Genomic DNA, 19056 nt, shown 5'->3' on the forward strand with positions numbered 1-19056 from the left:
GTCGGAGGCTGCACGGGCCGAAGCGGCGTGGATATCTTGGTTCGTACGCCGAACGCGACTCCGGCCGGCGTCAGCCGGACGATCAGGCAGACAACGGAACGTTGCCGCGACCGCGCCGACCAAGGAGAACCAGACACACTGCGCGAAGCGCGTCAGATCGAGCCAGGCGACGCCGACGCAGACCGCGAAGGCGGCCCGCCCAACAGATGGAGACACGATGAGCATGGCCCCGAGGACGGACCCGCAGTCGCCCGCGCCGCACGTTGCCGACAACCACGACCTGATCCGTGTGCACGGCGCGCGCGTGAACAACCTCAAGGACGTCACCGTCGAGATCCCGAAGCGCCGGCTCACGGTCTTCACCGGCGTCTCCGGCTCGGGCAAGAGCTCCCTGGTCTTCGACACGATCGCCGCGGAATCGCAGCGGATGATCAACGAGACCTACAGCGCCTTCGTGCAGGGCTTCATGCCGACACTCGCACGGCCAGAGGTCGACCGGCTGGAGGGGCTGACGACCGCGATCATCGTCGACCAGGAACGGATGGGGTCCAACCCGCGCTCCACCGTCGGCACCGCCACCGACGCGAACGCGATGCTGCGCATCCTGTTCAGTCGGCTCGCGCAGCCCCACATCGGCCCGCCCAACGCGTACTCCTTCAACGTCCCCTCGGTGAAGGCCAGCGGCGCGATCACCGTCGAGCGTGGCGCCGGCAAGACGAAGACCGAGAAGGCGACCTTCACCCGTCTCGGCGGCATGTGCCCGCGCTGCGAGGGCATGGGCTCGGTCAACGACATCGACGTGACCCAGCTGTACGACGACAGCAAGTCCCTCAACGAGGGCGCTATCACCGTTCCCGGCTACAGCATGGACGGCTGGTACGGCCGCATCTTCCGCGACGGCGGCATGTTCGACCCCGAAAAGCCGATCCGCAAGTACACGAAGAAGGAGCTGGACGACCTTCTCCACAAGGAACCCACCAAGATCAAGGTCGACGGGATCAACCTGACGTACCTGGGGCTGATCCCGCAGGTCCAGAAGTCCTACCTGTCCAAGGACGTCGACTCACTGCAGCCGCACGTCCGCGCCTTCGTGGAGCGGGCGGTAACGTTCACGACCTGCCCCGAATGCGACGGCACCCGGCTCAGCAAGGAGGCCCAGTCGTCGAAGATCAAGGGGAAGAACATCGCCGACCTCTGCGCGATGCAGATCAGCGACCTGGCCGAATGGATCCGGGACCTCGACGAGCCGTCGGTCGCCCCACTGCTCACCGGGCTGCAACACCTCCTCGACTCGTTCACGGAGATCGGGTTGGGCTATCTCTCGCTCGACCGGCCGGCCGGCACCCTGTCCGGGGGAGAGGCCCAACGCACCAAGATGATCCGCCACCTCGGCTCGTCGCTCACCGACGTCACCTACGTCTTCGACGAGCCCACCATCGGCCTGCACCCCCACGACATCCAGCGGATGAACGAGCTGCTGCTGCAGCTACGCAACAAGGGCAACACCGTGCTGGTCGTGGAGCACAAGCCGGAAGTGATCGCGATCGCCGACCACGTCGTGGACCTGGGCCCGCGGGCTGGCACCGAGGGCGGCGAGGTGGTGTTCGAGGGCACCGTCGACGGGCTGCGGGCCAGCGACACGCTCACCGGGCGGCACCTGGACGACCGGGCCACCCTCAAGAAGTCGGTGCGTTCGTCCTCCGGCGCCCTGGAGATCCGCGGCGCGTCGACGCACAACCTCCAGGACGTGGACGTCGACATCCCACTCGGGGTGCTCTGCGTGCTCACGGGCGTCGCCGGCTCCGGCAAGAGCTCACTGATCCATGGCTCGGTCGCCGGCCGCGACGGCGTGGTCGTCATCGACCAGGGCGCGATCCGCGGATCGCGACGGAGCAACCCGGCGACGTACACCGGCCTGCTCGACCCGATCCGCAAGGCGTTCGCGAAGGCCAACGGCGTGAAGCCGGCGCTGTTCAGCTCCAACTCCGAGGGCGCCTGCCCAGGCTGCAACGGCGCCGGCGTCATCTACACCGACCTGGGCGTCATGGCCACCGTCGAGTCCGTCTGCGAGGAGTGCGAGGGCAAGCGGTTCCAGGCGTCGGTGCTGGAGTACACGCTGGGCGGCCGGAACATCGCCGAGGTGCTCGCGATGTCGGTGACCGAGGCCGAGGAGTTCTTCTCCGACGGCGAGGCGCGCACGCCGGCCGCCCACAAGATCCTCGACCGGCTCGCGGACGTCGGGCTCGGCTACCTCAGCCTCGGCCAGCCGCTCACCACGCTGTCCGGCGGCGAGCGGCAGCGGCTCAAGCTCGCCACGCAGATGGCAGAGAAGGGAGACGTCTACGTCCTCGACGAGCCGACCACCGGTCTGCACCTCGCCGACGTCGAGCAACTGCTCGGCCTGCTGGACCGGCTCGTCGACGCCGGCAAGTCGGTCATCGTCATCGAACACCACCAGGCGGTCATGGCACACGCCGACTGGATCATCGACCTGGGTCCCGGCGCCGGCCACGACGGTGGCCGGATCGTCTTCGAGGGCACACCCGCCGACCTCGTCGCCGCCCGCGCCACGCTCACCGGCGAGCACCTGGCGGCCTACGTCGGCAGCTGACCGAGACCCTCCGAACGCGGCGGTACGAGCGCGATGTGCGCGGACAGCGCGCGGAGGAAGTCGGGCGCGTCGAAGATCTCGCCGGCGGAGGCGACGCCGCTCGTCCTCGTCCGACCGCCGAGAATGCGATGGACCGCTTCGACCGCCAGCGGCGCGCTGATGGCGTAGATGTCCCGGCCGCTGGCCACGACGCGTCGCTGCGTGTCGCCGGCGCGCACGACGACGTCGACGGTGAACGTCTGCGCGGACCGGCCGAACTCGTCGACCGCAGCCGGCGCGGGCGCGTCCGCAGCGGCAAGGTCCTCGGCTGCGTCGGCGGTCATGTACGTGCGCACCTCGGGGATGGACAGGTGGCTGGGGACCGTGACGACGTCAGCCATCGTGAACCCGCCGAGGACGGTCCGGCGGCCCATCGGAGCGGGAAAGTCCCATTCCACGGTCGGCAGGGCGCACTCGTCGACGTAATACTCCAGCTTGCCACCGGTGTAGCGGACACGTCGGCCATCGCGCCGCTCCCGGGAGACGGTGCCGGAGGCGAGGGTCCCGGCCGTGGGGTGCCAACTACTCAGTCCGTACGCGACGTGCGCCTCGTCGGCCGCCGTCCAATCGCCCATCGCCGCCGTGACCAGCAGATCGCCGAGTCCACCGAAGAAGGCCATCGCCGGGACCACCGCGACGCCCGCGCTCCGAGCGCGGTCCGTGAAGTGCGTGAACGTGTCGAGGTTGGCCTCGATCTCAGCCGCCACGTCCACGTACGGGACCCCGGTACGCAGGGCGGCCTCGATCACGGGAGCCGCGGTCGAGGCGAACGGGCCGGCACAGTTGACGACCGCGGCAGCGCCCTTCAACGCCTGGTCGAGCGAGACCGGATCATCGACCGACGCCACCCGGAATTCGAGCCCCGAATGCGACGCCGCCAACGCCTGAAGCCTACCCACGTCACGACCGACGAGCAGCGGAACGAACCCGCGATCGCGCAACTCCGTCACCACGAACCGCCCCGTGTGTCCGTACGCACCGAACACCGCCACCGTACGACCCGAACCCATCTGCAGTTCCTCCACGCTCCGCGAAAGATCGACTGAGAAGATCCTCTCGGCAGCGACCGGCCCCGAACCAGTGTCTGGAACGCCATGCCCCATACAATTTCGGACATGGCCACTGTCGCGCTCGCCGCCACCGACGCGATGCTGCACTTCGAGCTCGCCATGGCCTGCGAGGTCTTCGTCCGCGACCCCTCCGGCCTGGCAGACCCGTGGTACGACCTCGTGGTCTGCGGCCCGGGCCCGGTCCGGATCGGCAGATTCCGCATGGAACCCGACGACGGGTTGGACCGACTCACCCGCGCCGACACCGTGATCATCCCTGGCGTGGCAGACATCGACGCGGACATGCCACCCGACCTGCTCGACGCCGTCCGCGCGGCCCACGAGGCGGGCGCTCGGATGGTCTCGCTGTGCACCGGAGCGTTCGTGCTGGCCGCCGCCGGGGTGCTGGACGGGCTGCGCGCGACCACCCACTGGGCCCACACCGAGGCGCTGGCCGCCCGCTACCCCCGGGTCCAGGTCGACCCGGACGTGCTCTACGTCGACAACGGCAACGTGCTCGCCTCCGCCGGCAAAGCCGCCGCGATCGACCTGTGCCTGCACCTGATCCGCCGCGACCACGGCGCGACGGTCGCCAACGCCGTCGCCCGCCGCCTGGTAGTGCCGCCACACCGCGCCGGAGGCCAGGCCCAGTTCGTCACCACCCCGGTGCCCGCCCGCGACGACCACCCCCTCGCCGACCTTTTCCCCTGGGCGATGGAACGGCTGAACCGTCCGCTGACCGTGGAGGACCTGGCCCGCCAGGCGAACATGAGCTCGCGCAACCTGGCCCGCCACTTCAAGTCGGCAACAGGCACCACCCCGCTGCAGTGGCTGTCGACGCAGCGGATCCGTCGGGCCCAGGAGCTGCTGGAGAACACCGACAACAGCATCGACGCCATCGCCCAGGCGGCCGGCATGGGAACCGCCACGACGCTACGCCGACACTTCAACCGCACCGTCGGCATACCGCCGGACGCCTACCGTCGCACCTTCCGCAGCGCCGGGCCCGCATCAGAATCGTGATCACCCACTCCGACCGCTCGATCGTCGGGCGGCGGGACTCTGACCGCTCCCATTCGCCCTGGTTGACCCAGCCGACGATGCAACGACAACGCGAAGCCGACCGTACGGGCTGGGACACGGGGGAGCGGTGCCCACCTGCGCATCGATCCACTTCTAGCGGATCGCGGCATCGGTAGCGCTGGGAGGCTGCTCGCCGGGCTCCAGGCGCCCGATCGTGAAAGCCCACTCGCCGCTGTCCGACCGCCGGACCAGGAGCACCCGGTTCCGTGCGGCCGAGGTGAGCCACCCGGACGGCAGATAGCATGTGTCGGTGCTTCACATGCCTGTGGGCGATCCCCGAAGCTCCCGAGCTGTCTATCCCGGAACGTTCGACCCCTTCACTGACGGTCATCGGGATCTCGTTGATCGGGCGCGGCGCTTGTTCGACCAGGTAACGGTGCTGGTCGCGGTCAACGATGAGAAGCGGCCTACCAAGACCGGTGCGGAACGCGCGCTGGAGATCCGTGCCGTTCTCCCGGCGGGCTGGGAGAACGTGACAGTCGCAGCCTGGAGCGGGTTGACCGTGGCCTACTGCCGGCAACACGGAGCCGGAGTGATCATCCGTGGCGTACGGAACGCCGTCGACGCGGAGCGCGAGTATCAGCTGGCGGCCATGAACGAGACGCTGGGCATCACGACCCTGTTCATGCCGGCTCGGCCCGAACTGGCGACGATCTCCTCGACCGTGGTCCGCGCCGCTGCGACCCAGCCGCGCCCTTCTCGCTGGAAGCCCATGCACCGGTGACAGGCGAGCCTGACGATGTTCGGTTTGGCCCGCGACGGTACGGCCGGCGAGAAGTAACACGCCGCGATCAGCGAGCTGCGCTCTAATCTCCGGCAACGCGTAGGCCAGACGCGCGGCCGGACGGCCACTGGCCGCAGCACACGGAATGAGAAGAACAACGAGGTCGCGCGCCGATACAGCCTGGTTCGATAATGCACATTATGTCAAGTAGACCGAATATCGCTCCTCCCCGGCGCCCGCCCGCCCTCATATGGCACAGGGGGCAACCTCACGGACGTGTGGCGGGATCCCGGCCGAGGAAGGCGACGAGGCGGTCGCCCGGCGCCGCGCCGGACGGGACCGGCACGGGCGGGTCGAACCGGGACTGGCGGGCCTGCTCGCCGATCAGCGACGCGGACAACGCGAGAAGCTCGGTGGCCAGCCCGGCGGGCATCTCCCGGTCCGCGCCGCAGGCGGTGGCAATGTCCCACCCGTGCGCCGCGAACTCGATCGCGCCGCCGCGCGCGGCACCGCCCGCCCACGCGGCCTGGGCGGGGTGCTGCGCGTCGTCGTGCACCGCCGTACGCACCGCGTCGAGCAGGCGCTGGGTGCGCTCCCGCGCGACGGCCACGGGGTCGGCCTCGCCCGCTCGCGGTGACGCCGGAAGGACCAGCTCTCCCGTGGCGGCGAAGTCGGTGAGGGCGTCGGCGGCGTCGGCGAGATGCAGCACCAACGTCCGCAGGTCCCAGCCGGCGCACGGGGTCGGCCGGTCGAGGTCGGCGTCGCCGACGGCCGACAGGGCTCCGAGCGCGTAGTCGGCGGACCGCTGGAACAGCGCGACACTGTCGGCGAGCGGGGTCGGGGGTGATGCGGTCACGAGGGTCTCCTTCGGCAACGGGTGGCGGGGGTGGCGTGGCCAGGATGTCTCAGGCGTCCGTCGACATCTCCCACGGTGCCGAGGAAAGGGCCTCCCCGGTCTCGAGCAGCGACTTGAGATTCGCGAGGATGGCGGGCCAGCCCTGCGAGATCCCGGTGTGCATCTCCTGGTCGGTGAGATTCTCGTGGGTCACGGTGAGGCGGACGAAGTCCTGGTGCGGCTCGACGAGGAACGTGACGACCGACGGGCCCGCGGGCGGCTCGTCGCCCGGCGCCGCGAAGGTGATCACCAGGCGTGCCGGCGCCTCGGCCTCGACGACTCGCCCGACGGCGTCGAGGTCGCCTGACCCGTCGGCGCGCCGGTGCTCCCAGGTGGACCCCGGCTGCCAGTCGGAGACGTTGGCGTGTCCCCAGTAGGAGGCCGTCAGGTCCGCGTCCGTCAGGGCCTGCCACACCTGTTCGGCGCTGGCGCGGATGTACGTGACGTAGACGTAGGTCGGCGGGGCCGTGGCCGTGTTGGTCATGGTGTGCTCCTCTGCCTGGTTCCTGATGGCACTGATTGCTTGCAGGCGGCGCCTCTCGAAGCCCCAGATCCAGCGCTCCTCGATCTCGTGGATCGGCGTCGGGTTCAGGTAGTGCAGCCGCTCGCGTCCGCGCCGTACGACGGTGACGAGATTGGCCCGGACGAGGACGTCTAGGTGCTGGGTCGCCGACTGGCGCGCCATGTCGAGGCGCTCGCAGAGCTCCCGCAACGTCTGCCCGTTGTGTTCCCGCAGGCGGTCGAGCAGAAGCCGTCGGGTGGGGTCGGCCAGTGCCTTGAAGACCTGGTCCATCTCTCCCGCCTCTGCGCTCACCTCGCCGATTATGCAGGTATCCGCCTGCATAATCCACCCCCTTCCACCGATCGGGCACACGAGCGCGCCGCGCGGAGACCCCGCCCCCCCGTCAGCCGGGACCCTGCGGGAGGCCGGCGAGCCGCCGCAGGTGCGCCTCCGCCAGCGCGACCCGCGCCGCCACCGGGGCGGGCGGGACGGCGATGAGTTCGTGGCCGTGCTCCCGGTAGACCTGCTCGTGGACACGGGCGAACGCCAGCGACTCGGCGTAGTCGATCCGGCGGGCGGCGGTGCGGGTCACGAAGCCGAGCGGCTCGACGAGGAACACCGGACGCTGGTAGGCCCCCTCCCGGAGCACCCGCTCCACCTCGGCGGCGAGCGTCGGCCCGACGGGGCAGCCCAGGTGCCGGGCGAGCGCCAGGGTGCACAGCGGAGACCTGTCGTGAACCTGCACCGGCCCCCGCGACCCGGCCGCCTCCCGCCGTTCACGCTGCAACCGCGCCACGGCGTCGACGAAGCCCACCCCGCGCCACGGTTCGTCATCGCCGCGCGCCTGCCCCGCGGCGATGACGTCGGTGGCCGCCTCGGCGACGACGCTCCACCCACGACGTCGTAGCGCGTCGGCGAGCGTCGTCTTTCCCGCCCCGGGCGCGCCGGTGAGCACGTAGCGTTGCACGCTCTCCCCCTTCTTCCCGCCGTTGCCGGCGAACACGAAATTCATGCATAATGGTCCTTATGCATGACGAACAGGACGAATCGGTACTGCGATTGATCGAGGAGTTCCTGACCGCCCGCGCCACCCGCAAGCCCTCCCCCCACACGCTGGAGGCGTACCGGCGGGACCTGCGCACTGTCGCCGCGTTGGCGGCCGAGGAGACCGCCCCTCCCCTCCCCCTCGACGAGTTGCCGCTCACCGCCCTTACTCCCCGGGTCATGCGGGCGGCCTTCGCCCGATTCGCCGCTCCCCGGGCGGCCGCCTCGGTACACCGGGCCTGGTCCACCTGGAACAGCTTCTTCTCCTTCCTGGTCGCCGACGGCGTCGTCGCCGGCAACCCGATGCCGGCGGTCGGGCGGCCCCGGGCGCCGCTCCCCCAGCCCAAGCCCCTGCGTGGGGCGGACACCCCGGAGCAACTGCTGGCCTCGGTGGCGCGGCAGGAGGGCCGGCAGCGCGACCCGTGGCCGGAGCGGGACGTGGCGGTGCTGGCGTTGGCGCTGTGCGCGGGGCTGCGGCTGTCGGAACTGCTGGCGTTGCGGGTGGGTTCGCTGGCGGGTCGCCCGGGTGAGCGGCGCGTCGACGTCGCCGGCAAGGGCGGGCGACCACGCGTGGTGCCGGTCGAGCCGGAGCTGGACCGGGTGCTGGTGGACTACCTGGACAGCCGCGCCCGCCGGTTCGGGTCGCGGACGGTGCGGCCGGACGCGCCGCTGCTGGTGGACCGCCGGGGTGAGCCGCTGCGCCGGGGCGGACTGCAGTATCTGGTGGAGTCCTGCTACCGGCGGGCCGGCATCACCGACCGGGTGCCGCGCGGGGCGCGGTTGCACGCGTTGCGGCACACGTTCGCGACGCGGTTGGCGGAGGACGGGGCGAGCGCGGCGGAGATCATGCGGCTGCTGGGGCACGCGTCGCTGGCGTCGTCGCAGACCTACATCGAGGTGACGGCCGGGCAGCAGCGGGAGGCGGTGCGGTCCAACCGTACCAACCGGGCGTTGGCGGCGCTGGCCCCGGCGGAGCGGGGGGCGGGGTCGTGAGGGCGGGTGCGGCGCGCGCGGTCGCGGCGGCATGGGTGCGGGCGTACGCGGCGCGGGAGCCCGGTGTGGAGGGCGCGCTGCTCAGCGGGTCGGTGCTGGGGATGGCGGCGGGCGAGGTGGTGCCGCCGTGGTCGGACGTGGACGTGCTGGTGGTGCGGTCGGAGCCGGCGGAGAAGTTGGGGAAGTTCCGCTGGGGTGGGGTGCTGCTGGAGGTCACGTTCGTGACGTGGGAGGACCTGGGGTCGCCGGAGGACGTGTTGGGTTCGTTCGTGTTCGCGGGGTGTTTCCGGGGCGACGGGGTGCTGCTGGATCCGACGGGGCGGCTGGCGTGGTTGCGGGCGCGGGTGTCGGCGGGGTTCGCCGACGCGGTGTGGGTGCGGCGGCGGTGTGCGGGGGTGCGGGCGCGGATCGAGGCCGGGTTGCGGGGCGTGGGCGACTCGGGGGCGTTGCACGAGCAGGTGACGGGGTGGTTGTTCCCGACGTCGTTGACGGCGGTGTTGCCGCTGGTGGCGGGTTTGGTGGAGCCGACGGTGCGGCGGCGGTACGTGGTGGCGCGGGAGGTGTTGGCGGCGTACGGCCTGGTGGACCGGTATGTGGCGGTGCTGGACCTCTTGGACGGCGGTGGGGTGTCGGCGGGCCGCGTGGCGGGGCATCTGGCGGGGTTGGCGCGCACGTTCGACGTGGCGGCGCAGGTGGCGCGGACGCGGTTCTTCTTCAGTGCGGACATCACGCCGGCGGGGCGGGTGGTGGCGGTGGACGGCAGTGCGGCGTTGGTGGCGGCGGGGTGTCACCGGGAGGCGATGTTCTGGATCGTGGCGACGTACGCGCGGTGTCATGCGGTGCTGGCGGTGGACGCGCCGGAGCGGGGGGTGGAGTTGGCGCCGGCGTTCGAGGCGGCGGTGGCGGATCTGGGGGTGTCGTCCGCGGCGGATCGGCGGCGGCGGGCGGACGAGGTGTTGGCGTTCCTGCCGGGGTGGTGGGCGACGGTGGAGCAGATCGTGGGCCGGTGAGCGCCACGAGGCGGGTCAGCGGGTGGCGCTGCGGTGTCGGTCGTGCTGGCCGGGGCGGGGTTGGTCGCCGCCCTCGATGGTGGCGAGCAGGCTCAGTGCGGCGGCGGAGCGGGGGTCGGCGGCGACGTGGGCGATGAGGCGTTGCCCGGTGTCGTCGGCGGTGTGGAGGACCTCGAAGTCGACGTCGACGTCGCCGACGACGGGGTGGTGCAGGTGCTTGCGTCCGGTGCTGCAGCCGTGGACGGGATGGCTGGCCCAGAGGGCGGCGAACTCGTCGCTGCGGACGCAGAGGTCGCCGACGAGTTCGTTGAGGGCGGGGTCGTCGACGTGGCGGCCGGCGACCAGGCGCAGGGATGCGACGGCGCGGCAGGCCTCCTCGTGCCAGTCGCGGTGGAGTTCGCGGGTGTGCGGGTCGAGGAAGAGCATGCGGGTGAGGTTGGGTCGGTCGGCGGGTCGGGCGGGTGCGGTGGGGTCGAGGTGGCCGGCGAGCAGGGCGTGCCCGAGCGGGTTCCAGGCGAGTACCTCGGTGCGTCGTCCCATGACCACGGCGGGGACGGTCGGCATGGCGTCGAGCAGGCGGACGGTGGTGCCGCGGGCGTGTTCGGGGCGGGGTGGACGGCGGCGGCGGGCCCGGGTCGGGCGGGCGAGGTCGGTGAGGTGGGCGCGTTCGTCGGCGGTGAGCCGCAGCGCGCGGGCGAGGGCGTCGATGACGGCGTCGGAGGCGTTGGTGCTCTGGCCCTGCTCGAGGCGCATGTAGTAGGTGGGGCTGATGCCGGCGAGTTGGGCGAGTTCTTCGCGTCGTAGTCCGGGGACGCGGCGGAGGCCGTAGGAGGTGATGCCGACGTCCTCGGGGGTGAGTCGGGCTCGGCGGGACCGGAGGAATGCGGGGAGGTCGCCGGAGGGTCGCCCTGTGTTCATGCCTGCATTGTTGCCGGTGGCGTGGTGGCCCGGCCAGGGGCGTGCCTGGCCCTGGGAGTGCTAGGCGGCGTGGTGCTGCGTGGGTCAGGGGTCTGGCTGGCTTCCGGGTGGGCGGCGAGCGTGTCCGGGTGACGGGCGGCATGGGGCCGGCCCGGGAAGAGGGAAGCCTGGTCATGGTGAATGTCGAGGCGGCGTCGGTCGCCGATGCGGTGCGGGTCGAGAAGGGTGGGGCGGGCCGGCAGCGGCTCGCGCTGCTGGTGTTGTTGACGGCGAGTTTCACGTTGGCGGTCGATTTCTCGATCCTGAACGTGGCGTTGCCGGCGATCGGTCGGGACGTGGGCCTGTCGTTGGGGGGGCTGCAGTGGGTGGTGACGGCGTTCGCGTTGTGCGCGGCGGGGTTCACGCTGCTGTTCGGTCGGGTTGCGGACCTGTTCGGTCGGCGGCGGCTGTTCCTGGTGGGGGTGGCGGCGCTCGGGGTGTCGTCGCTGGTCGGTGGGCTGGCGGACGACGCGGGGGTGTTGTTGGCGGCGCGGGTGGTGCAGGGTCTGGCGACGGCGGCGGTGACGCCGGCGGCGCTGTCGCTGTTGACGACGTCGTTTCCGGAGGGGCCGGCGCGTGAGCGGGCGCTCGGGCTCAACGGTGCGGTGATGGCTGCGGGGTTCACCGCCGGTGCCGTCCTCGGCGGTGTGCTGACGGATCTGTGGAGTTGGCGGTGGACGTTCTTCATCAACGTCGTGGTCGCGGTGGCGGTGCTGGCGGTCGCGCCGGCGGTGCTCGCGGAGAGCCGGCCGCAGCGGCGGCCGCGGCTGGACGTGCCGGGTGCGGTGGCGGTGACCGGTGGTCTTCTGGCGCTGGTGTACGGGCTCACCGAGGCTGGGCGGCGGTCGTGGGGTGATCCGCGGGCGTGGGGGTCGCTGCTGGCGGCGGTGGTGTTGCTGGCGGTGTTCTGGATGGTGGAGCGGCGGGTGGCGGAGCCGCTCGTTCCGGTGCGTGTCCTGACCCGCCGCGGTGTGGGTTGGGGGAACGTGGCGGGGATGCTCGCGTTCGCGACGGAGACGTCGCTGGTGTTCCTGCTCACCCTTTACCTGCAGGACGTGCTGGGCTATTCGCCGCTCGCGGCGGGGTTGTCGTTCGCGGTGCTGGGGGTCGGGACCGTGTTGGGGGGAATGGTGGCGCCTCGGTTGCTCGCCCGGATCGGCGGCAAGCGGGCCATCGTCGTGGGGTTCGCGGTGCAGGCCGCGGCGACGTTGCCGTTGGCGTTCCTGGGTGCCGATCGGGTGTGGCTGGTGGTGTTGCTGGCGGCGACGTTCGTCGGTGGGGTGGCGAATCTGGTGGCGATCGTCGGTTTCATGGTCACGGCCACCTCGGGGCTGCCGCCCGAGGAGCAGGGTTTGGCGACCGGGCTGGCGACGATGAGTCAGCAGGTCGGGATCACTCTTGGTGTGCCGGTGATGTCGTCGGTGGTGACGGCGGTCGCCGCCGGTGCGTCGGGTGTGGTGCTGCAGGGGGTCGGGGTCGCGGTGTGGGTGAATGCCCTTGCCTGCGTGGGGGCGGCGGTCCTCGCCGGGTTCGTTCTTCCGTCGGCGCGGGAGGGGGCGTGACCGTCCGGCACGTGTGGGCGTTCGCCGGTCTCGGCGGGGTCATCGAGCTGGTGTTCGCGGCCCGCGTGGAGCGGGACGAGCGTTTCGCTCCCCCGGCGTTCTGATCCGGGAACCGGGCTGCCGGTGCCGGGTGCGGCCCGAGGTGGTCGGGTGGGCCGGGGTTACGGCGGCCGGTCCACCCGGGGTCCGTCGTGTCCGGCCCGGCGTCGAGGGCGTTCGCCGCCGGGCCCGGACGATGTCAGAGGTGGCCGGCGTCGAGGGCGTTCGCCGCCGGGCCGGACGGCATCAGGCCTGGCCGGTGGCGCGGCGGGCGGCGTCGAGGGCGTTACGGAAGAGCATCGCGACGGTGGTGGGGCCTACTCCCCCGACGCGGGGGGTGATGGCGCCGGCGACGTCGGCGCAGGTCTCGTCGACGTCGGGCAGCAGGCGGCGTCCTTCGTAGCGGACGCCGCCGCCGATGACGGTGGCGCCGGGGCGGACGTGTTCGGGCTGGATGATGCCGGGGACGCCGGCGGCGGCGATGAGGATGTCGGCGCGGCGGGTGTGGGTGGCCCAGTCGGGGACGCCGGTGTGGACGACGGTGACGGCGGCGTTGGCGGTGGGGCGTTTCTGGGTGAGCAGCAGGGCGAGGGGGCGGCCGAGGGTGGCGCCGCGGCCGAGGATGACGACGTCGCGGCCGGCGACGGGGATGTCGTGGAAGGCGAGCAGGGCTTCGATGCCGGCGGGGGTGCAGGGCAGCGGGCCGGGCAGGCCGAGGGCGAGTCGTCCCATGTTGAGCGGGTGCATGCCGTCGACGTCGAGGTCGGGGTCCATGGTCTGCAGGGCCCGGTCGTAGTCGAGGTGGCTGGGGATGGGGTGTTGGATGAGCAGGCCGTGGACGTCGGGTGCGGTGTTGAAGTCGGCGATGGCGCGGTGCAGGTCGGCCTGGGTGGCGGTGGCGGGCAGGTGGATGTGGGGTGAGTCGAAGCCGAGTTCGGCGGCCTGGCGCTGTTTGATGCGGATGTAGCCGGCGCTGGCGTCGTCGTCGCCGACGAGGATGGTGGCGAGGCTGGGGGTGATGCCGGCGGCGCGTAGGGCGGTCACGCCGGCGGCGACGTCGGTGAGGATGCGCTCGGCGACGGGGGCGCCGGGCAGGAGTCGGGCGGTGGGCATGGTGCTCCTCTGCCAGCGGAGGCCCAGGCGGTCGACCTCTGCTCGTGGAGCTCCCCGATGGTTGTTGCCATCCCCTGGCCGCCAGTCGCGTCGGGTTCAGCTTGCCACAGGTGGTCAGCCGAGGTCGACCAGGAGGGGGCGGTGGTCGGAGATGGCGGACAGGGGGGTGTGTACGGCGGTGACGGGCGGGAGCCGGTCGATGCCGTGGCGGTCGGCGAGGATGTGGTCGAGTTGCACGCGGGGTTGCCCGGCGGGGTAGGTGGGGCGGCGGCCCAGGGGGCGCCAGCCGGTGAGGAGTCGGGCGGGGCCGGCGGGGAGGTTCAGGTCGCCGAGGAGGATGCGGGGCGCGGGCAGGGTGCGTAGGGCGCGGACGGTCTGGCGGAGTTGGTGGGCGTTCCAGCCTGGGACGAAGGACAGGTGGGTGGCGGCGACGGTGAGGTGGCCGTGTGGGGTGTCGAGGACGGCGGCGAGGACGACGCGGGGTTCGTCGTGCAGGAGGGTGAGGCCGCCGCCGGGCCCGGGGACGTAGACGGGTGAGCGTACGGGGGCGGGGCGCAGGCGGGTGACCTGCCAGCTGCGGACGCGGTGGCGGGTGACGAGGCCGACGCCGTAGCAGGGTTCGCCGTGTCCGTCGTCGTCGTGGCGCAGGGGGCGGAACTGTTCGCCGGGGGTGCCGACGACGGCGGCGGCGAAGCGGTGTTCGTCGGCGCCGAGGGCGCGGGCGGCGATGGCGGTGAGGTCGAGTTTGCCGCTGCGGCTCTGGTCGCGGTCGACTTCCTGAAGGGCGAGGACGTCGGCGTCGAGGGCGGTGACGGCGGCGGTGAGCCGGTCGGGGTCGACGAGGCCGTCGGTGAGGGACCGGCCGTGCAGCAGGTTGAAGGTGGCCAGGCGCACGGTTGCACACTACGTGGCCGTGGGAGGGTTGCCGGGTGTTGAAGGTGCTGTGGTGTTCGGTGGTGCTGTTCGTGGCGGTGGGTGCGGTGGGTGTGTGGTTGCGTCGGCGTCGGCGTCGGGGCCGGTGACGGTGGTGCGTCCGGCGGGGTTGGGGGTGCCGGTCGAGTTTTGGCGGATGCGCCGAGCCGCGCCGTATGCATCGAGAGGCATCGGTGCACGCCGAGTTGGAGTGTTCTTCTTCGGGGACGCCGCGGCGTAAATGATGTCCTGGGACGGCGTGGTGCCGCGATCATGGAGCGGACACGGACCCGTAACCGATGGGAGTCGCTTCCCGTGCCTGTGCCTGCCGACCCGACGGTCCTCCATCCGATGCCTGAGCAGCCGCGGGTGGTGCTGCTCCGGCCGCTGGTGAGGTCCCCGCTGATCGAGGTCGGGGAGTACTCCTACTACGACGACCCGGATGATGCGACCGCGTTCGAGACGCGCAACGTGCTCTACCACTACGGGCCGGAGAAGCTGATCATCGGCAAGTTCTGCGCGCTGGGCACGGGAGTCCGGTTCATCATGAACGGTGCCAACCACCGGATGGACGGCCCCTCGACCTTCCCCTTCCCTACCGTGGGCGGCTCGTGGTCAGAACACTTCGACCTGCTCACCGGGTTGCCGAGCCGAGGGGACACCGTCGTCGGCAACGATGTCTGGTTCGGTTACGGCGCGACGGTCATGCCCGGCGTACGGATCGGACACGGCGCGATCGTCGGCGCGGGCGCCGTGGTCACCAGCGACGTACCCGATTACGGCATCGTCGGCGGTAACCCGGCCCGCCTCATCCGCACCCGTTACAACGACCAGGACGTCGCCCGGCTGCTGGCGGTGGCCTGGTGGGACTGGCCCGCGGAGCACATCACCGCGCACGTGCGGACGATCATGTCGGGCAGCATCGCCGATCTGGAGGTCGCCGCCCCGGACACTCCGCACGTGTGACGCGCGGCTAGGGTGGCGGACATGTACTTCCATCAGATCTACGGCTGACAGGGTCGGGGCAGCGCCCCGGCTCCCGCTCGCATGTCCAGGTGCGCCCTACGACCGGTCTTTCCCGGAGACGTCGGCGCGCTGGCTTGCGGTGTCCTCTTCGCCGTAGACCTGAAATGAGTGAGCTTCCGTGTCTTCCGTGTACCGTCGCCGCGCCCACATCGCGATGGTCGGCATCCCCGCCGTCAGCCACGTCCTGCCAAGCCTTGAGGTCATCCGCGAGCTCGTGGCTCGGGGCCACCGCGTGACCTACGCCAACGACCCGGCGGTGGCCGATCTGATCGCGGCCACCGGCGCCGAACTCGTCCCCTGCACGTCCGAACTGCCGGTCGCCGACAACGACTGGCCCGACGACCCCGTTGCCGCGATGGGTCTCTTCCTCGACGACGCCATCCAGGCGCTCCCCCAGTTGCGCGCCGCCTACGATCCCGACCCGGCGGACCTGTACCTGTACGACATCGGCGCCTACGCCGCGCGCGCCCTCGCCGAGTCGCAGGACCGGCCCGTCCTGCAGCTGTCTCCGACGTTCGTGGCGTGGGACGGCTACGAACAGGACGTCGTGGCACACCTGCGGCAACTGCCGGGTGCCGACGCGTACCGGGCGAGGTTCGCCCGGTGGCTCGCCGACTGCGGGGCGTCCACCACCGACGTGGACGCCTTCTCCGGTCGCCCCCCGCGGGTCCTTGCGCTGATCACCCGGGCGATGCAGCCACACGGCGACCGGGTCGACACCGACAGGGTGACCTTCGTCGGGCCCTGCTTCGACGTACGTGCGGGCGCGGACGGCTGGACGCGCCCGGCGGGCGCGGAGCGCGTGCTGTTGATCTCCCTGGGGTCGGCGTACACCCGTCAGCCGGAGTTCTACCGCCAGTGCCTGGCGGCCTACGGCAACCTGCCCGGCTGGCACGTCGTCCTTCAGATCGGCAAGTACACCGACCCGCGGGAACTCGGCGACATCCCGCCCAACGTCGAGGTGCACTCCTGGGTTCCGCAGCGTGCGATCCTGGAGCAGGCGGACGCTTTCGTCACCCATGCTGGCATGGGCGGCTGTGGCGAAGGGCTACTGGCGGGTGTCCCCATGATCGCCGTGCCGCAGGCCGTCGAACAGTTCATGAACGCCGACCGGCTCGTGGAACTGGGCGTGGCCCGCCGCATCGACACCCCCGAAGCCACCGCCGAGACCCTACGGGCGGCCCTGAACGGCCTGGTCACCGACGCGCAGGTCGCCCGCCGTTCGGCACTGCTGCGCGTCGGCGCGCAGGCCGAGGGCGGCACCGCGCGCGCCGCCGACCTCGTCGAGGACATGCTGGCCTGAGCCTTGCCCGTCGCAGCCGGGGGTGGTGAAGCGGCATTTCGCTGTTCACCACCCCCGTTCTCAGCTGCGGCTTGTCCCGGGAGCGAGGAGGCTGGTGAGCTCGGCGATCGCTTCCGTGGGGTGGCGGCGGAGGTTCTCGGGCTTTGTGCCGTGACTGCTGGTGAGGCTGGCCACAAGGGGTCTCGTGGGGCGGGCGGCGGTGGGAAGAATGGCGGCCCGTGGACCCCCTGTCGCTGACCACCCTGCTCGCTGCGGCCGCCATGGCCGGTTGGGTCGATGCCGTGGTGGGGGGTGGGGGGTTGTTGCTGTTGCCGGCGTTGTTGGTGGCGGCGCCGGGGATGCCGGTGGCGTCGGCGTTGGGGACGAACAAGCTGGCGGCGATCGCGGGTACGACGACGGCGGCGGTGACGTACGCGCGGCGTACGAAGATCGACTGGGCGGTGGCGGGGCCGTCGGCGGGGTTGGCGGTGTGTTGCGCCGGGTTGGGTGCGGCTCTGGCGGGGGCGGTGCCGGCGTCGGCGTACCGGCCGGTGGTGTTGGCGGTGCTGGTGTCGGTGGCGGTGTTCGTGGTGCTGCGGCCCCGGTTGGGGGTGGTGGCGCAGCCGGAGCGGCGGACGCGGTGGCGGGTGGCCACGGTGGTCGCGGTGGCGGGTGTGGGGATCGCCCTGTACGACGGGTTGATCGGGCCGGGTACGGGGACGTTTCTGGTGTTGGCGTTCACCGCGTTGGTGGGTGCGGACTTCGTGCACGGTTCGGCGATGGCGAAGATCGTGAACGCGGGCACGAACCTGGGGGCGTTGGTGGTGTTCGCGGCGACCGGGCATGTGTGGTGGCTGCTGGGTGCGGCGATGGCGGTGTGCAACATCGCCGGAGCCGCGCTCGGGGCGCGGATGGCGCTGCGGCGCGGCTCCGGCTTCGTGCGGATCGTGCTGTTGGTGGTGGTGCTGGCGCTGGTGGGCAAGCTCGGTTACGACCAGTGGGTGGCGTCGACCTGACCGCTCCCCCGGTGCTAGGCCGGCCCCCGGTTTCTGCGGATCCCGGGGGTGCGACGGCCGGCCTCGGCGCCGGTGGGTGGTGTCAGGCGTGCCGGACGACGTCGGTGTAGCCGAGGCGGGGCAGGCGCGGGAACCAGGCGTTCTCGGCGGGCCGGCCGATGTTGACCACGAGCAGGCTCTTCCAGGTGGAGTCGGTGAAGAACTCCCGGTCGACGCCGGTGGCGTCGAATCCGGCCATGGGGCCGGCGGCGAGGCCGGCGGCGCGGACGGCGAGCAGGAAGTAGCCGATCTGCAGGGTGGCGTTGAAGCGGGCCATCTGCTCGCGGGACTCGGGGTTGCCGGCGAGGTCGTCGCGCAGCTGCGGCCGGATCGGGAACACCTGCGGGATGAACTCGTGGAAGTCGGTGTCGGCGGCGAGCACGGCGACCATGGGCGCGGTGCTGGTCTTGGCCTGGTTGCCCTCGCTCATGTGGGTGACCAGGCGCGTGCGGGCCTCGCCCGGGCCGACGAAGAGGATGCGCAGGGGCTGGGCGTTGACGGCGGTGGGCGGGAACTTGGCGAGTTCGAAGATCGCCTGGAGCTGCTCGTCGGTGACGGGTTCGTCGGTGAAGGCGTTGGCGGTCCGGGCGTCGGTGAACAGCTGCGCCTGGGCCTCGGGGTCCAGGGTGATCAGGGGCGAAAAGACGTCGGTCATCGGGTTGTCTCCATGCAAACAGACTGGATGGCTACGACGACAGTAGCAGCTAGCTTTTTAGTAGTCCCTGGTTCTGTCGGTCCCCGCCGTATCCTGGGACCATGGCGGTCGAGCGGGAGGTCGACGGCGCGCGTCGGGCGTGCCGCGGGGGCATCACCCGGGCCTTCGCGTTCCTCGGCAAGCGGTGGAACGGCATGCTCCTGGGCACCCTCGCCGACGGCCCCGCCGGGTTCGCCGAGCTGGGTCGCGCCCTGCCCGGGATCAGCGAGTCCGTCCTGTCCGACCGGCTGGGTGAGCTGGTCCGGGTCGGGCTGGTCAGCCGGACGGTGCGGCAGGGTCCGCCGCTGGGGGTGAGCTACGAGCTGACCGAGCGGGGCGCCGCGCTGGTGCCGGCCCTCGACGCGCTGGCCCGCTGGGCGGACGAGAACCTCCCCGTCGTGCCTCCCACGGGCTGCTGACCCGCGCCACCGCGCCCACGGGGCTCACCGGCCGTGGGACCGCCCGA

18 protein-coding genes and 1 riboswitch are annotated in these 19056 nt (G+C 71.7%); of the genes, 10 read left to right on the forward strand and 8 right to left on the reverse strand.

Going from position 1 to position 19056, the window contains the following annotated elements:
- Positions 1-223: 223 nt before the first annotated feature.
- Positions 224-2611 (forward strand): ATP-binding cassette domain-containing protein, encoded by a 2388-nt coding sequence (locus ACGFZ2_RS04385; protein WP_393450264.1) that lies wholly within the window; start codon positions 224-226, stop codon positions 2609-2611.
- Here ACGFZ2_RS04385 and ACGFZ2_RS04390 read toward each other — a convergent pair.
- Complete coding sequence (locus tag ACGFZ2_RS04390) at positions 2596-3807, reverse strand: saccharopine dehydrogenase family protein (RefSeq protein ID WP_393450065.1); 1212 nt, start codon at positions 3805-3807, stop codon at positions 2596-2598. The two genes, ACGFZ2_RS04385 and ACGFZ2_RS04390, sit on opposite strands and share 16 nt — an antisense overlap.
- Here ACGFZ2_RS04390 and ACGFZ2_RS04395 point away from each other — a divergent pair.
- Together ACGFZ2_RS04395 and coaD are read left to right on the forward strand one after the other, a co-directional pair.
- Positions 3766-4722, forward strand: coding sequence for a helix-turn-helix domain-containing protein (locus ACGFZ2_RS04395; protein WP_393450068.1), 957 nt, complete (start codon positions 3766-3768; stop codon positions 4720-4722). The genes ACGFZ2_RS04390 and ACGFZ2_RS04395 overlap by 42 nt on opposite strands.
- Positions 4723-5041: 319 nt before the next feature.
- Complete coding sequence (gene coaD / locus ACGFZ2_RS04400) at positions 5042-5506, forward strand: pantetheine-phosphate adenylyltransferase (RefSeq protein WP_393450267.1); 465 nt, start codon at positions 5042-5044, stop codon at positions 5504-5506.
- Between the two features lie 268 nt (positions 5507-5774).
- Here coaD and ACGFZ2_RS04405 read toward each other — a convergent pair whose 3' ends face one another.
- The 3 genes from ACGFZ2_RS04405 to ACGFZ2_RS04415 all read right to left on the reverse strand — a co-directional run bounded on the left by ACGFZ2_RS04405 (position 5775) and on the right by ACGFZ2_RS04415 (position 7915).
- A complete protein-coding gene (locus tag ACGFZ2_RS04405; RefSeq protein WP_393450069.1) occupies positions 5775-6362 on the reverse strand; it encodes a TIGR03086 family metal-binding protein in 588 nt (195 codons plus the stop codon).
- Between the two features lie 49 nt (positions 6363-6411).
- Positions 6412-7215, reverse strand: a complete 804-nt coding sequence (locus ACGFZ2_RS04410; protein ID WP_393450070.1) for an ArsR/SmtB family transcription factor — start codon at positions 7213-7215, stop codon at positions 6412-6414.
- 91 nt (positions 7216-7306) lie between these two features.
- Positions 7307-7915: an AAA family ATPase gene (locus ACGFZ2_RS04415; protein ID WP_393450072.1), complete on the reverse strand. Its 609-nt coding sequence runs from the start codon at positions 7913-7915 to the stop codon at positions 7307-7309.
- A 14-nt stretch (positions 7916-7929) separates the two neighbouring features.
- Here ACGFZ2_RS04415 and ACGFZ2_RS04420 point away from each other — a divergent pair, with 14 nt between their 5' ends.
- On the forward strand, positions 7930-8940 hold the full coding sequence (locus ACGFZ2_RS04420) for a tyrosine-type recombinase/integrase (RefSeq protein WP_393450074.1): 1011 nt from the start codon (positions 7930-7932) through the stop codon (positions 8938-8940).
- Positions 8937-9950 (forward strand): hypothetical protein, encoded by a 1014-nt coding sequence (locus tag ACGFZ2_RS04425; RefSeq protein ID WP_393450076.1) that lies wholly within the window; start codon positions 8937-8939, stop codon positions 9948-9950. Before ACGFZ2_RS04420 ends, ACGFZ2_RS04425 begins: the two co-directional genes overlap by 4 nt.
- A 15-nt stretch (positions 9951-9965) precedes the next feature.
- Here the strand turns inward: ACGFZ2_RS04425 and ACGFZ2_RS04430 are convergent, their stop codons facing one another.
- Positions 9966-10868, reverse strand: coding sequence for a helix-turn-helix domain-containing protein (locus ACGFZ2_RS04430; protein WP_393450078.1), 903 nt, complete (start codon positions 10866-10868; stop codon positions 9966-9968).
- Positions 10869-10996: 128 nt separating this feature from the next.
- Between ACGFZ2_RS04430 and ACGFZ2_RS04435 the strand changes: the two genes are divergently transcribed.
- On the forward strand, positions 10997-12469 hold the full coding sequence (locus tag ACGFZ2_RS04435) for an MFS transporter (RefSeq protein ID WP_393450081.1): 1473 nt from the start codon (positions 10997-10999) through the stop codon (positions 12467-12469).
- A 285-nt stretch (positions 12470-12754) separates the two neighbouring features.
- Here the strand turns inward: ACGFZ2_RS04435 and ACGFZ2_RS04440 are convergent, their stop codons facing one another.
- Complete coding sequence (locus ACGFZ2_RS04440) at positions 12755-13621, reverse strand: bifunctional 5,10-methylenetetrahydrofolate dehydrogenase/5,10-methenyltetrahydrofolate cyclohydrolase (protein ID WP_393450084.1); 867 nt, start codon at positions 13619-13621, stop codon at positions 12755-12757.
- Between the two features lie 14 nt (positions 13622-13635).
- Positions 13636-13720: riboswitch (ZMP/ZTP riboswitch) on the reverse strand.
- Between the two features lie 15 nt (positions 13721-13735).
- A complete protein-coding gene (locus ACGFZ2_RS04445; protein ID WP_393261805.1) occupies positions 13736-14515 on the reverse strand; it encodes an endonuclease/exonuclease/phosphatase family protein in 780 nt (259 codons plus the stop codon).
- Positions 14516-14848: 333 nt separating this feature from the next.
- Between ACGFZ2_RS04445 and ACGFZ2_RS04450 the strand changes: the two genes are divergently transcribed.
- The 3 genes from ACGFZ2_RS04450 to ACGFZ2_RS04460 all read left to right on the forward strand — a co-directional run bounded on the left by ACGFZ2_RS04450 (position 14849) and on the right by ACGFZ2_RS04460 (position 17857).
- Positions 14849-15499 carry a CatB-related O-acetyltransferase gene (locus ACGFZ2_RS04450; protein ID WP_393261802.1) on the forward strand — a complete coding sequence of 217 codons (651 nt, stop codon included), beginning with the start codon at positions 14849-14851 and terminating at the stop codon, positions 15497-15499.
- A gap of 214 nt (positions 15500-15713) precedes the next feature.
- Positions 15714-16862, forward strand: a complete 1149-nt coding sequence (locus tag ACGFZ2_RS04455) for a macrolide family glycosyltransferase (protein WP_393450270.1) — start codon at positions 15714-15716, stop codon at positions 16860-16862.
- Between the two features lie 218 nt (positions 16863-17080).
- Complete coding sequence (locus tag ACGFZ2_RS04460; RefSeq protein WP_357461918.1) at positions 17081-17857, forward strand: TSUP family transporter; 777 nt, start codon at positions 17081-17083, stop codon at positions 17855-17857.
- 82 nt (positions 17858-17939) lie between these two features.
- Here ACGFZ2_RS04460 and ACGFZ2_RS04465 read toward each other — a convergent pair whose 3' ends face one another.
- Positions 17940-18551 carry a malonic semialdehyde reductase gene (locus tag ACGFZ2_RS04465; protein WP_393450087.1) on the reverse strand — a complete coding sequence of 204 codons (612 nt, stop codon included), beginning with the start codon at positions 18549-18551 and terminating at the stop codon, positions 17940-17942.
- Positions 18552-18652: 101 nt separating this feature from the next.
- Here ACGFZ2_RS04465 and ACGFZ2_RS04470 point away from each other — a divergent pair, with 101 nt between their 5' ends.
- Positions 18653-19009 (forward strand): winged helix-turn-helix transcriptional regulator, encoded by a 357-nt coding sequence (locus ACGFZ2_RS04470; protein WP_393450090.1) that lies wholly within the window; start codon positions 18653-18655, stop codon positions 19007-19009.
- Positions 19010-19056: the final 47 nt, after the last annotated feature.

The organism is Micromonospora sp. NPDC048063 (genome assembly GCF_043202855.1).
GTDB lineage: Bacteria > Actinomycetota > Actinomycetes > Mycobacteriales > Micromonosporaceae > Micromonospora.

Coding starts and splice junctions, on each gene's coding strand:
- ACGFZ2_RS04385 (WP_393450264.1), top strand. CDS start 224: ATGGCCCCGAGGACGGACCCGCAGTCGCCCGCGCCGCACGTTGCCGAC.
- ACGFZ2_RS04395 (WP_393450068.1), top strand. CDS start 3,766: ATGGCCACTGTCGCGCTCGCCGCCACCGACGCGATGCTGCACTTCGAG.
- coaD (WP_393450267.1), top strand. CDS start 5,042: ATGCCTGTGGGCGATCCCCGAAGCTCCCGAGCTGTCTATCCCGGAACG.
- ACGFZ2_RS04415 (WP_393450072.1), bottom strand. CDS start 7,915: ATGAATTTCGTGTTCGCCGGCAACGGCGGGAAGAAGGGGGAGAGCGTG.
- ACGFZ2_RS04420 (WP_393450074.1), top strand. CDS start 7,930: ATGCATGACGAACAGGACGAATCGGTACTGCGATTGATCGAGGAGTTC.
- ACGFZ2_RS04430 (WP_393450078.1), bottom strand. CDS start 10,868: ATGAACACAGGGCGACCCTCCGGCGACCTCCCCGCATTCCTCCGGTCC.
- ACGFZ2_RS04440 (WP_393450084.1), bottom strand. CDS start 13,621: ATGCCCACCGCCCGACTCCTGCCCGGCGCCCCCGTCGCCGAGCGCATC.
- ACGFZ2_RS04455 (WP_393450270.1), top strand. CDS start 15,714: ATGGTCGGCATCCCCGCCGTCAGCCACGTCCTGCCAAGCCTTGAGGTC.
- ACGFZ2_RS04465 (WP_393450087.1), bottom strand. CDS start 18,551: ATGACCGACGTCTTTTCGCCCCTGATCACCCTGGACCCCGAGGCCCAG.
- ACGFZ2_RS04470 (WP_393450090.1), top strand. CDS start 18,653: ATGGCGGTCGAGCGGGAGGTCGACGGCGCGCGTCGGGCGTGCCGCGGG.